This window comes from Salegentibacter sp. 24, assembly GCF_004362395.1.
In the GTDB taxonomy this organism is placed as follows: Bacteria; Bacteroidota; Bacteroidia; order Flavobacteriales; family Flavobacteriaceae; genus Salegentibacter.
Genome location: NZ_SNWE01000002.1, coordinates 156,602 through 169,987 on the forward strand (window position 1 = coordinate 156,602; position 13,386 = coordinate 169,987).

At 37.2% G+C, this 13,386-nt stretch carries 12 protein-coding genes; 4 read left to right on the forward strand and 8 right to left on the reverse strand.

Going from position 1 to position 13,386, the window contains the following annotated elements; genetic code table 11:
* Nucleotides 1–7: 7 nt before the first annotated feature.
* On the forward strand, nt 8–1,069 hold the full coding sequence (locus DET49_RS02055) for an NAD(P)/FAD-dependent oxidoreductase (RefSeq protein ID WP_133546496.1): 1,062 nt from the start codon (nt 8–10) through the stop codon (nt 1,067–1,069).
* Nucleotides 1,070–1,205: 136 nt separating this feature from the next.
* Complete coding sequence (locus tag DET49_RS02060; RefSeq protein ID WP_133546497.1) at nt 1,206–1,541, forward strand: 2Fe-2S iron-sulfur cluster-binding protein; 336 nt, start codon at nt 1,206–1,208, stop codon at nt 1,539–1,541.
* Nucleotides 1,542–1,585: 44 nt separating this feature from the next.
* Here DET49_RS02060 and DET49_RS02065 read toward each other — a convergent pair whose 3' ends face one another.
* From DET49_RS02065 to rplM, 7 genes are all read right to left on the reverse strand, one after another.
* The gene (locus DET49_RS02065) at nt 1,586–2,395 is read right to left on the reverse strand and encodes a DUF3050 domain-containing protein (protein WP_133546498.1); all 810 of its coding nucleotides are present in this window, start codon (nt 2,393–2,395) and stop codon (nt 1,586–1,588) included.
* A gap of 401 nt (nt 2,396–2,796) precedes the next feature.
* Entirely contained in the window at nt 2,797–3,975 is a 1,179-nt protein-coding gene (locus tag DET49_RS02075) for an acyl-CoA dehydrogenase family protein (protein ID WP_133546500.1), read from the reverse strand.
* A gap of 56 nt (nt 3,976–4,031) precedes the next feature.
* Nucleotides 4,032–4,754 carry a tRNA1(Val) (adenine(37)-N6)-methyltransferase gene (locus tag DET49_RS02080; protein WP_133546501.1) on the reverse strand — a complete coding sequence of 241 codons (723 nt, stop codon included), beginning with the start codon at nt 4,752–4,754 and terminating at the stop codon, nt 4,032–4,034.
* Nucleotides 4,755–4,860: 106 nt separating this feature from the next.
* Nucleotides 4,861–5,688 (reverse strand): translation elongation factor Ts, encoded by an 828-nt coding sequence (tsf, locus tag DET49_RS02085; protein ID WP_133546502.1) that lies wholly within the window; start codon nt 5,686–5,688, stop codon nt 4,861–4,863.
* Nucleotides 5,689–5,776: 88 nt separating this feature from the next.
* Complete coding sequence (gene rpsB / locus DET49_RS02090) at nt 5,777–6,670, reverse strand: 30S ribosomal protein S2 (protein WP_133546503.1); 894 nt, start codon at nt 6,668–6,670, stop codon at nt 5,777–5,779.
* Nucleotides 6,671–6,835: 165 nt separating this feature from the next.
* Nucleotides 6,836–7,222 carry a 30S ribosomal protein S9 gene (gene rpsI / locus DET49_RS02095; RefSeq protein WP_075325081.1) on the reverse strand — a complete coding sequence of 129 codons (387 nt, stop codon included), beginning with the start codon at nt 7,220–7,222 and terminating at the stop codon, nt 6,836–6,838.
* Nucleotides 7,222–7,677, reverse strand: a complete 456-nt coding sequence (gene rplM / locus DET49_RS02100; protein WP_133546504.1) for a 50S ribosomal protein L13 — start codon at nt 7,675–7,677, stop codon at nt 7,222–7,224. Before rplM ends, rpsI begins: the two co-directional genes overlap by 1 nt.
* 390 nt (nt 7,678–8,067) lie before the next feature.
* Between rplM and DET49_RS02105 the strand changes: the two genes are divergently transcribed.
* Nucleotides 8,068–8,610, forward strand: coding sequence for a lipocalin family protein (locus tag DET49_RS02105; RefSeq protein ID WP_166636524.1), 543 nt, complete (start codon nt 8,068–8,070; stop codon nt 8,608–8,610).
* 162 nt (nt 8,611–8,772) lie between these two features.
* Here DET49_RS02105 and polA read toward each other — a convergent pair whose 3' ends face one another.
* Nucleotides 8,773–11,604 carry a DNA polymerase I gene (gene polA / locus DET49_RS02110; RefSeq protein WP_133546506.1) on the reverse strand — a complete coding sequence of 944 codons (2,832 nt, stop codon included), beginning with the start codon at nt 11,602–11,604 and terminating at the stop codon, nt 8,773–8,775.
* 493 nt (nt 11,605–12,097) lie between these two features.
* On the opposite strand from polA, the gene DET49_RS02115 reads away from it, so the two are divergent.
* Nucleotides 12,098–13,324 (forward strand): metallophosphoesterase, encoded by a 1,227-nt coding sequence (locus tag DET49_RS02115; protein ID WP_133546507.1) that lies wholly within the window; start codon nt 12,098–12,100, stop codon nt 13,322–13,324.
* Nucleotides 13,325–13,386: the final 62 nt, after the last annotated feature.

Sequence of the window (13,386 nt, forward strand, 5' to 3'; positions counted from 1 at the left end):
AAATAGCATGATTAAAACCGATATAATTATAATTGGCGCAGGGCCAACAGGCCTTTTTGCGGTTTTCGAAGCAGGATTATTAAAATTAAAATGCCATCTGATAGATGCGCTGCCACAACCTGGTGGGCAATGTTCAGAGATCTATCCAAAAAAACCCATTTATGATATTCCGGGATTTCCGGAAGTTTTGGCCGGAGATCTTGTTGCCAATTTGATGGAACAAATAAAACCTTTTGAACCTGGATTTACCCTTGGCGAAAGAGCACAAACGATAGATAAACAGGAGGATGGTAGTTTTATTGTAACTACCAATAAGGGAACAAAACATCAAGCCCCGGTGGTAGTAATTGCCGGCGGGCTGGGAAGTTTTGAACCTAGAAAACCGCCTATTGCCAATATAACTGATTTTGAGGATAAAGGCGTTGCTTATATTATTCGGGAGCCAGAGGTCTATCGCGATAAAAAAATAGTGATTGCCGGTGGGGGGGATTCAGCCCTGGATTGGGCTATTTATCTAGCAGATATAGCCGAAGAAGTTTCACTGGTTCACAGGAGAAAAGATTTCCGAGGCGCTTTAGATTCTGTAGAGAAGGTTGAAGAACTATCAAAAATTGGGAAAATCAATCTTATTACGGATGCAGAGGTTACCGATCTACAAGGAGAAGAGGAATTGGAAAATGTGGTCATTACTCATAAAACATCAGCTTCAGAAAAAGAGATCAAGAAAACCGATTATTTCATTCCTTTATTCGGGCTGTCACCTAAATTAGGTCCTATTGCAGATTGGGGGCTGGAAATCGAAAAAAATGCGATTAAAGTTGATAACGCCTACGATTATCAAACCAATATTCCAGGAGTTTACGCAATTGGAGATGTAAACACTTACCCGGGAAAATTAAAGCTTATTCTTTGCGGATTTCACGAGGCTGCCATTATGTGTCAGAGTGCTTACCAACGCATATTTCCAAATAAGAAATACGTAATGAAGTATACCACTGTTAGTGGTGTAAGCGGATTTGATGGGAGTAAAAAGGAAGCTAAAAAAGAAATAGTAAAAAGTATAAATTAAAATGAACGACTGTTTGGGAATTAAGTTATAGATGCCATAAGAAGGAACTAAAGGGCTATATAATTATATATAATTATATATTGTTTTAGACCTAGTGTGATGACGAATTTTGAAATAGTCTAACTTTATGTAAGTTATGTCTGATATTAAAATAACTATTATAGACAGGGAAGGGGAAGCTCACGTGGTAGATGCCCCAACAGATATGAATATGAACCTGATGGAAGTAGTCCGTTCCTATGAACTGGCACCTGAAGGAACCATTGGCATTTGTGGGGGAATGGCAATGTGCGCATCCTGTCAGTGTTATATCCTTAATTTTGAACATATGATGCCCGAACAAAGTATCGAAGAGGAGGATATGCTGGATCAGGCATTTTTTGTTAAGGATAATAGCCGCTTGAGCTGCCAAATTCCAATTACGGAAAAATTAGACGGCTTAGAAGTGAAACTTGCTCCTGAAGCACCATAATAAGCTTGGCTACATAGATTTTAAAGAGCTGTGGCTAGTAGGATTTAAATAGTTTGCAATTTTTTAGCATCCGTGTTTTTCGAAATTTCCTTTTCGATACCTTTGTAAAGTTCCAATCTGGCATCCAGTGCTTCTTTGGCCGTTTGAGTTACTTCTGTCCATTTTTTATTGTCATCCCCACATAGTTCTTCTACAATTTTTAAAGCCATTGAACCATGCCTTTTTCTATCTAAGTTTAAATGCCGATCAAAATAATATTTAAAAAGGCTTAAGTCGTCATTTGGGAAATTATGCTGAACCTTTTTTATAAGGGAAGGGAACAAATCCGGAATTACGCCTTGTCGAGCAAAGGTAATGGCCGATGCTATTTTATGAGGGCTTTCCTCTGTAATTACCTCAAAAGTATTTTTAAGAAAGATCTTAATATTGTGGGGGAGCTTTGTGGCTGCGATTAGAAGAAAAATATCTGTTCCGTGGGTTACCTGAAGTAAAAAATTTTTAATCCTTTCAGTGTCAGCACCACTCTTTTCCATTGCCTCCAGGTACATTTCAAAGTGGCTCTGGTGATTACCGAAAAAATTCACGTCGGTTTCTTTGTCTAAAACAATTTCATTAATTAAATACCGGATTTCGGGGTTACCAACAGGTACCCAGGGATTTGTAGTTTTTGTGAGTTTTTCCTGTAATGCAGTAAGTAAAGACATAAAATCCCATACAGCAAAAACGTGATGCTGCATAAAAATTTGCAGATGCTTTGTGGTGGTTATTTTCTGATATAAAGAATGCTCCAAAAGTTGGTTTAATTTCGGTTGGAGCTCTTGATTTACCTCGTTTATCCTATTTTTGTATACCATGTGGCAAAACTAAGATTCTCCTTAGAAATTATAAAATTTAAACATTCATTTAAAATTGAATTAACGCTCAATTTCAGCTTTTTAAAGTATATTCAAATATGACGAGCCAGTTTTTAAATTCATATAATATTATCGTATTTTATTCTAATAAATCAAAAGAATATTTACAGTTAGATGGGGTTGTAGCCAGGAAACCAAAACCACTAAAAAAAGATTGTTGTGAAAAATACAAAAAGGGCAAACGCTGTAAACGCTGCCCTTGTTTTGATTTGCTTTGACCTTGGTATGAAATTGTTTTAAGATCTTATAACTACATTAATTTGCATTTTAAAATAAAACCAGCTGGATGTATCGAGCAAATTTGGAGTGTATATTTCAATTACTTTCAAATGGCTTATTTTTTATTGAAAGGCAGGAATGCCAGTAATATCCATTCCCGTAATTAAAAGATGTATATCGTGAGTGCCTTCGTAAGTAATTACACTTTCAAGGTTCATCATATGTCGCATAATACTGTATTCCCCGGTAATCCCCATTCCACCAAGAACCTGTCTAGCTTCGCGGGCAATAGTTATAGCCATTTCCACATTGTTTCTTTTGGCCATAGAAATTTGGGCTGAGGTGGCTTTTCCTTCATTTCTTAATACCCCTAATCGCCAGGCCATTAATTGCGCTTTGGTAATTTCCGTAATCATTTCAGCTAATTTTTTCTGCTGTAGTTGGGTGCCTGCAATTGGTTTGTCAAATTGAATCCGTTCTTTTGCGTATCGCAAAGCTGTGTCATAACAATCCATAGCTGCGCCTATAGCGCCCCAGGCTATTCCATATCGGGCGGAATCCAAGCAACCTAGTGGAGCACCAAGCCCACTTTTATTTGGCATTAAATTCTCTTTTGGAACTTTTACGTTATTAAAAATAAGTTCGCCCGTAGCGCTGGCACGGAGGGACCATTTATTATGTGTTTCCGGAGTGGTAAAACCTTCCATCCCGCGTTCTACAATAAGTCCATGAATACGGCCATTTTCATCCTTTGCCCAAACAATGGCAATATCAGCAAAGGGTGCATTTGATATCCACATTTTGGCACCATTTAAAAGATAGTGATCACCTTTATCTTTAAAATTTGTTGTCATCCCTGCAGGATTAGAGCCGTGATCTGGCTCGGTAAGGCCAAAGCAACCCATAAATTCACCAGAAGCCAGTTTTGGTAAATACTTTTTGCGCTGTTCTTCTGTTCCGTATTTATAAATGGGGTACATCACCAGGGAACTTTGTACGGAGGCAGTAGAACGCACGCCACTATCGCCCCGTTCAATCTCTTGCATAATAAGTCCATAGGAAATTTGGTCTAATCCAGCTCCACCATATTCCTCTGGAATATAAGGGCCAAAAGCACCAATTTCTGCTAAGCCGCTAATTATAGATTTTGGGAATTCTGCCTTTTGCGCGGCATCTTCAATGATTGGGGATACTTCACGTTTCACCCATTTTCGTGCAGCATCGCGAACTATCTTATGTTCTTCGGTAAGTAGCTCATCTAAATTGTAGTAATCAGGAGCCTGGAAGTTATCTGTTCTCATTCGTGTGGTGTTTTACACAAATGTAACCAAGCTTTTTAAAGCAAACAATTTTAAGATTATAATTTAAGATAGAAGTCTTTTACGAGATTTTTGTAGGTTTCCGTATAATTATGTCGTGAAATTTCAATAAAAAGTTCATTTTCCTCTGGTTTAACTTCTTTAAAACTGAAGCTTAATAGGCTTCTTTTAATTTTTGATGTTTCAGAACCACGCACCCTGGTTATTTTTTTTGGAAGTAGCCCAAATTTTCTTGCCATGGATATGAAACTTGTTTCTTCTTTATGGGGAATAATAGTATTGAATTCACCATTTTGATGAAGTAATTTTGAAACGCCTTCAATTAATTCTGAAAAAGGTAGCGCTTCAGCAAAACGAGCCTTATTTCTACTTTTACTATCTGAGGTGTAATTTTCGACATAAAAGGGAGGGTTTGAAATTATAAGCTCATATTTTTCCTCATCCTGCATTTCTTCAAAGAATTCTTCAAAAGCTGCGTGATAACAAAAGAGTCTGTCGCCCCAATTACTTTGCTCAAAATTATCCACCGCTTGTTCAAAAGCATCATTATCGATTTCTATAGCGTCAATGAGTGGGGCTGGAGAGCGCTGAGCTAGCATTAAAGCAATAACCCCGGTTCCTGTGCCAATATCAAGAATACTGTTAGGTTGATGATCCAGAGAAGTCCAGGCCCCCAGTAGAACTCCGTCAGTACCTATTTTCATTGCACAGCGGTCCTGCGCTATTTGGAATTCTTTAAACTTAAATGATTTATTTGACATATTGCAAAAATAGAAAAACCGCTTCTTTTATGAAGCGGTTTTGAGTTTATTAGAAATTTCCAGCTTTACTGAAATAAATTTGGGTATAAGCTAAGGAAATATAATTTTATTCTCCTAAAGCAACTCTTTCAAAGGCTACTACTTCAAGATCTGAATCTACAGATTTAACGTAATCAGAAACACTTTGTTTTCCGTCTTTAATAAAAGCTTGGTTAACTAAAGTGTTATCTTTAAAGTAACGCTGAATTTTTCCTTTAGCTATTTTATCTAGCATGTCTTCAGGTTTTCCTTCCTGACGCAGAGTATCCTTAGCGATCTCTACTTCTTTATTTATGGTATCTTGATCTACGCCTTCTTCGTTAAGTGCAATTGGATTCATGGCAGCAGCCTGCATAGAAACGTTTTTTGCAGCTTCTTCAGCTCCTTCCGTTTGTTTTGAAAGACCTGTAATTACAGCAATTTTGTTACCTGCGTGGATGTAAGAACCAACAAATGGTGCTTCAAGAGTTTTAAATGCTCCAATTTCTATTTTTTCACCAATTACACCGGTTTGCTCAGTTAATTTATCTTGTACAGTAACTCCGTTGTAATCTGCTTGAAGTAATTCTTCCTTTGAAGAAACTGTTAAGGCTATATCTGCGAAATTATTGGCCATTTTAACGAAATCATCATTTTTAGCCACAAAGTCGGTTTCACAATTGAGAGAGATAATAACACCTTTTGTGTTGTTATCATTTACTTTAGCAATTGCAGCGCCTTCTGCTGATTCTCGATCGGCTCTTTTAGCAGCAACTTTTTGACCTTTTTTACGAAGTACTTCAATAGCTTTATCAAAATCACCATCTGCCTCAACAAGTGCCTTTTTACAATCCATCATACCGGCACCAGTAGATTTTCTTAATTTGTTTACTTCTGCGGCGGTTATTTTAGCCATAGTATTGTGTTTTATTTAAAAAGTCGCTTAGAGACCAACTGTTAGGAAAGAAACTAAACGACCTTTTGGATGTTATAAAATGTTGTTTTTATTCTTCTTCGTTAGAGGAAGCCTTGTCTAAGGTTTCTTTTTTAGACTCAAGTTTTACATCTTTCTTGGCCTCTTTCATTGCTTTTTTATCTTCAGCATCTTTAGAAGGAGCTTCAGCTTCTGGTTGCTTTACAGCAGATTTTGAGGCTTTAGGCTCTTTTTCTTCATCTTCTGATTTATCTTTTTTAGATTCTTTTGAGGCTTTTCTTTCAGAAAGGCCCTCTACAATAGAATCTGCAACATAAGAAACCACTTTGTTGATAGACTTTGAAGCATCGTCATTAGATGGGATCACGTATTCAACCTCGCGAGGATCTGAATTCGTGTCTACCATAGCGAAAATTGGAATGTTTAATTTTTGAGCTTCTTTAATAGCAATGTGTTCACGAGTGATATCAACTACAAAAAGCGCTCCTGGAAGTCTACTCATTTCAGAAATGGAACCGAGGTTCTTTTCTAATTTGGCTCTTAAACGATCTACCTGCAGGCGTTCTTTTTTAGAAAGTGTATTAAAAGTACCATCTTTTTTCATTCTATCAATAGAGGCCATTTTTTTTACGGCTCTACGAATAGTAACGAAGTTGGTAAGCATACCACCGGGCCAGCGCTCGGTAATGTATGGCATATTAGCTTTTTCAGCTTGTTCGGCTACAATTTCTTTAGCTTGTTTTTTGGTAGCTACGAAAAGTATTTTTCTACCGCTGGCTGCAATCTTTGCAAGGGCATCTCCTGCCTCCTGCATTTTAGCAGCACTCTTATATAAATTGATGATGTGAATCCCGTTTCGCTCCATGTAAATATATGGGGCCATATTTGGGTTCCATCTTCTTGTAAGGTGTCCAAAGTGTACACCTGCATCAAGTAATTCTTTTACTTCTACTTTGTTTGCCATTTTTGTAATAGTTTACTTTCTGTTGAAGATAGCAACACGTAAGTGGCTGTATTTAAACAAGGCCTTACCTGTTTAGATGCTAAACTAACTCCCGATAGCAATTGGGATAACAACAAAATTCTTTTTAATATTAAATGAACTTTGGAATATATATTCCAATAAAAATTAACGTTTAGAGAACTGAAATTTCTTACGGGCTTTCTTCTGTCCGAATTTCTTACGTTCTACCATTCTTGGATCTCTGGTCATTAAACCTTCTGGTTTTAAAACTGCTCTGTTTTCTGCATCCAGTTCTACCATCGCTCTTGCTAGTGCAAGACGAATAGCTTCAGCCTGTCCAGTAATACCACCACCGTAAACATTTGCAATAATGTCAAAATTATCGTCATTACCTGTAAGATTAAGGGCCTGGTTTACTTTGTAAAGTAAAGGACCGGTGGTAAAGTAGTCTTTAAGATCTTTTTTATTTACGCTGAATTTCCCGCTTCCCTCGGAAACGTAAACTCGCGCAACCGCCGTTTTTCTTCGGCCAATTTTGTGAATAACCTCCATTACTTAAGATCGTTTAAGTTAATAGTTTTAGGTTTTTGGGCAGTATGATCATGATCTGTTCCTGCGTAAACCTTTAAATTTCTAAATAGGTCTGCTCCAAGTTTGTTTTTTGGTAGCATTCCTTTTACTGATTTTTCGATAAGTCGCTCTGGATTTTTCTCGAATAATTCAGCGGCTGTTAGACTTTTTTGTCCACCCGGGTAGCCAGTGTGTCGAATGTATTCTTTAGAATCCCATTTCTTACCGGTTAAGTTGATTTTTTCTGCGTTGGTAACGATTACGTTATCACCACAATCAACGTGCGGGGTGAAGTTAGGTTTATGCTTACCTCTTAGTAGCTTGGCTACTTTAGAAGATAGGCGGCCCAACGTCTGTCCTTCAGCATCTACGTGTACCCATTCTTTGGTCACGGTAGCCTTGTTGGCTGATACTGTTTTGTAGCTTAATGTGTCCACACTAATTAAATTTACTTATTATTAAACATTCCATTCCCCGTTCCCTACATAATTCATGTGGGGAAATCGGGGTGCAAATGTACAATTATAAATTCATATAGCAAATCCGAAATTAATTAATTTATTCTGAGGGAGATAGCTGTGCATCTGAAATTTATGATTTGGAATTTATACCTGTAATTTTGAAGGTTTGGATGGTATTTAGGGTGGTTTACTACTAGTAGATCTAGAAATAAGTCGTCAAAAGGCATTAAAATAACGTTAAACGGTATTTTTAATGTTAAAAAAGTCATAAAAATCGTTTAATGCATCCTATCTTTGTCGTCTCAAATTGATTTAGCTATGAAAAATCTACTTAATTTAATTTTTTTTTGTAAAGTATTTGGGCTGATGCTTATAATAGTATCCTGTGAACCTAATCAGGATCATGTGGCCACAGCTGAAATTAATGCTACTAATGTTATGGCTACTATTACACCTCAAGATCTAGAAGGGGAATGGCGCCTTTCTGCTATGAATACCGATACCGTAGTAGATCTTAATAACGATGGTGTATTTAATAAAAACATCTTATTGGAAACTGATTGTTTTCAAGATATGGGCGTTATTTTTTTTGAAAACGGAGATATGTTAACCACTAATTCTAAACTTGACTTTAAAGCAGGGGAGACCAATCAGGATTTTAAATGTCTTTCCGGGAGAACAGATTCAGGTAGCTGGGATGTTGAAAATGTCAATAATGAGGAGCGTCTTGTAATTACAATGACTATTGATGGAACTACTCGTACTCATTCTAGAATTTTAGAACGTACCACGGATACTTTTTCTTTTGATATCAGTAAAATGGAATCCAATCAATATTATGGGAACCCTGATGGCACGGATGCTGAAGATGTAACCGTTTTATCTTTAGAATACGCCAGGGTAAAATAGCAACCTAACCAATAGTTTGATAGAAAAACCTTGCAGCTTCGTCTGTGAGGTTTTTTATTGCCCACGTCATACAAAGATAATAGATTTAAAACGCATTCCTGGTTGAATTTACGATCTACCTTGTAATTGTCCAGGTGGAAATTCTCTTTAAAAGAAAGATCTTTAATGTGCTTCTAGCCAGTTATTGCCTTCACCCAATTCTACATCTAAGGGGACTTCCAATTTATAAGCGTTTTCCATTTCATACTTAATCATTTTCTTTACTTCCTTTATTTCATCCTTATAGGCATCAAAGACTAATTCATCATGTACTTGCAGGAGCATTTTGGTTTTAAAGTTTCCTTCACTGAGTTTTCTATAAATATTAATCATTGCCAGTTTGATAATATCGGCGGCACTCCCCTGTATTGGTGCGTTTACTGCATTTCTTTCGGCAGCACCTCTTACTACCGCATTTTGAGAATTGATATCTTTCAAATAACGCCTTCTGCCTAAGACGGTTTGCACATAACCGTTTTCCCTGGCAAAAGCCACCTGGTCGGCAATGTATCCGGTTAGTTTAGGGTAAGTTTTATAATAGGTTTCGATAAGCTCTTTTGCTTCAGAGCGAGATAAATTGGTTTGATTGCTCAAACCAAATGCTGAAACGCCGTAGATTATTCCAAAATTCACGGTTTTTGCATTACTTCTCTGCTCGCGGGTTACTTCATCTATATTTACATTAAACACCTGAGCTGCGGTAGAAGCGTGAATATCTTTGCCTTCCTTAAAGGCTTTAATCATATTATCTTCGTGGCTCAGAGCAGCAATAATTCGTAATTCAATTTGAGAATAATCGGCAGCGAGCAAAAGATGGTTTTCATCACGTGGGACAAAAGCTTTTCTTACCTGCTGTCCGCGTTCGGTTCTAATGGGGATATTCTGCAGGTTCGGGTTGTTTGAACTCAACCTTCCTGTCGCAGCTATAGTTTGCACGTAATCTGTATGAATCCTTCCAGTACTCTTCTGAAGCTGCTTTGGCAATGAATCTACATAAGTGTTTTGCAATTTTACCAAAGCACGATACATCAATACATCCTCAACGATCTTATGTTCTTTTATTAAATTAGAAAGTACGTCTTCACCAGTGGAATATTGACCGGTTTTGGTCTTTTTAGGTTTTTTAACTAATTCCATTTTTTCAAAGAGGATGAGTCCTAATTGTTTTGGGGAACTAATTTTAAATTCCTCTCCGGCTTCTTTATAAATATTTTGTTCCAATTCTTTAATGTCATTATCTAAAGCATTAGAAAGGGATTTCAGGAAATTTTTGTCAAGTTTAATACCTTCTAGTTCCATCGCGGCAAGTACCCTAACCAGCGGAATTTCAATTTCATCAAAAAGTTTTCTGGTTTCTGCTTCTTTTAATTCCTGTTCAAAAAATTTTTTAAGCTGAAGGGTAACATCTGCATCTTCAACTCCATACTCTTTTTGATCTTCCAGTGGTACATCCCGCATCGATTTTTGATTCTTTCCCTTTTTTCCAATTAATTCTGAAATAGGTTGCGGACTATAATTTAAATAGGTTTCAGCAAGGATGTCCATATTATGGCGCATATCTGGATTTATAAGGTAATGCGCAATCATCGTATCAAAAAGATTTCCTTTTATTTCAATATTATATTTTGCTAAAACCTTAATATCATATTTAAGGCTCTGTCCAATTTTTTCAATTTTTTCATCTTCAAAGAATGGCCTTAATTCTTCAATAAGTTCTTTCGCTTTGTCCTGCTCACTGGGGAATGACAGGTAAAAGCCCTTTCCAGGTTCCCAGGAAAATGCAATGCCTACCAACTCGGCTTCCAGAGCATTTAAGCTGGTAGTTTCGGTGTCGATGCAAACGCTTTGCTGCTTCATCAAATTTTGAAGGAATAATTCCCTGGCCATTTTAGTCTTCAGGCTCTGGTATACATGGGGGGTATCTTTTAAAGTTTTTCTTCCGCCTGTGCTAGCTTCAATTTTTTCTGAATTATCACCTCCAAATAAAGAAAACTGTCCTTCGCCAGCAGTTTTGGAAACCTTTTTAGCGGAGGGAGAGTTTGTGATCTGGGTTTGTTGATGGTCGACTTCTCCGCTAAATAGTTTTATAAATTGATCCTTAAGTCTTCTAAATTCAAGTTCATCGAAAATCTCCTGAACCTTTTCGGCATTGGGTTGGGAAAGTTCATAATTTTCAGCGTGAAATTTCACATCACAATCGGTAAGAATAGCGGCAAGTTTTTTAGAAAGTATTCCTTGTTCAGCGTGACTTTCTACTTTTTCTTTCATCTTGCCTTTTAACTGGTTAGTATTGGCCAGCAATTCTTCCATACTTCCGAACTGTTTAAGAAATTTTTTAGCGGTTTTTTCACCTACTCCGGGGAGTCCTGGAATATTGTCTACTGCGTCGCCCATCATTCCTAAGAAATCAATCACTTGTTCGGGGCGTTCTACCCCAAATTTCTTCTGAACTTCAGGAATTCCCCAGATCTCAATCCCGTTACCCATTCTTGCAGGTCGGTACATGAAAATATTATCGGTCACCAATTGTGCAAAATCCTTGTCTGGAGTGACCATAAAAACCTGGTAATCTTCTTTTTCGGCTTGTTTGGCAAGGGTTCCAATTATATCATCGGCTTCGCAACCGGGTAATTCTATCACGGGAATATGCATAGCTTTTAAAATATCCTGGATGATAGGAATTGCTTCTTTTATAGGTTCGGGAGTGGCATCGCGATTTGCTTTATATTCGGCAAACATTTCGGTTCTTACCTCACTGCCTTCTTTATCGAAACAAACCGCAAGATGATCTGGTCTTTCGCGCCTGATAACATCGAAAAGGGAATTCATAAAACCCATTATTGCAGAAGTGTCAAAACCTTTAGAATTAATTCTTGGGTTTTTAATAAAGGCATAATAACCTCTAAAAATCAGGGCATAGGCATCAACAAGGAAAAGACGTTTTTGAGCAGGCATATTTTTTGGGATATTATTTTTCTAAATATTCCAAAACTACAAAGATATTATCATACAGGCTTAGGGCTTACTAAAAACTTGAACATTAAAATTTTTGAAAATTATAAATTTATGCGACCGATATTTTTCTTTACTATAGGCTTTGCAGGGAATGCAAGGGTAGTTTGCATTCCTATAATGTTTTATGGCAATTAAAGCTGAAGTACTTTTGTAAAGAATACCCGGAAGTTATGCTACAAGGGGTAGCAATGGAGTATTATCTGATCATCCTGATTAACTTCCTTTTTTGTTTTAGTGAATGATTTCAGTCAATAGGCTTGAAAAAAAAAGTTTATCATCAGTATAGTTAAACCTTATAGCTGAAAAGCATTTCTGGCGCTATTTTAGGAATGCAAGCAGTTGGGTTAGAGCGTTATTCTGGCGTTAAATTAAACCTAAACGAAATCAATAAAGTGAGGAATAAAAGTATATTCGCAAAAAATCTGGTGCACTTATGAGATGGATAATCTTCATAATATTTTACATTTTTATAGAAATTTATGCTTATCAGGCTTTGAAAACCTTAACCCGGAATTACTGGGTGGTAATTCTATATTTTATCGTAACACTGGCAGTATTAGGAAATTTCCTTTATCAATGGTTAACACCGACAGATGGGAGTGTACTGACAGGAGCTCGAGGTTATGCCTTTGGCTTTTTACTCTCTATAATGCTATTCAAGCTTTTCCTGACGGTGATTATGCTTGGAGAAGATATCTTCAGATTAAGCCTGGGGGGACTTGAAAAATTATTTTCCTCGAAAGAAACGTTCTCGATCCCATCACGAAGAAAATTTTTGAGTCAGCTGGCCATGGGTATTGCGGCGATTCCTTTGGCTTCGGTTTTATACGGAATGTACCAGGGACGGTATAATTTTAGGGTTCTTAATTATACGCTATATTTTGAAGATTTGCCCGGATCGTTTGATGGTTACAGGATTGCGCAAATAAGTGATATTCATAGTGGGAGTTTTGATAATGAAAGAAAGATAGGGTATGGTGTAGACCTGCTCAATGAACAGGAAGCCGATTTGGTACTTTTTACCGGTGATATGGTGAATAATGAAGCTTCTGAAATGGACCCCTGGAAAAAAATGTTCGGCAATATAACAGCAAAAGATGGTGTTTATTCTATTCTGGGTAATCATGATTACGGCGATTATAAAAATTGGCCCTCCAAAGAAGCCAAAAAGAAAAACCTTGAAACTTTAAAGGAAACTCACGCTAAAATGGGATGGAATCTTTTGCTAAATGAGCATAGGTTTATTGAGCGCAGCGGTGAAAAAATCGCATTAGTTGGTGTTGAAAACTGGGGTGCAGGGGGATTTAAAAAAGAAGGTGACCTGGATAAGGCGGGTGCAGGGTTGAAAGAGAATGATTTTAAAGTTTTATTAAGTCACGATCCTTCTTACTGGCAGGAAAAGATTAAAACGGATCCGAACAATTATCATTTAACACTAAGTGGCCACACCCATGGTATGCAATTTGGAATTGAGATACCTGGGTGGTTTAAATGGAGTCCAGTCCAATACCGCTACCAGAATTGGGCGGGGATATACGAAGAATTTGGGCGGTATATCAACGTAAACCGCGGATTTGGTTTTCTGGCTTTTCCCGGAAGGGTGGGAATCTGGCCGGAGATTAGTGTCATTGAACTCAAAAAAGGTTCTAAACCTGCATAATCTGCAGAATTTACTATATTTGAGTAAGTGATTGCTCCGGAAAAAAGAATGAACTAATTTTA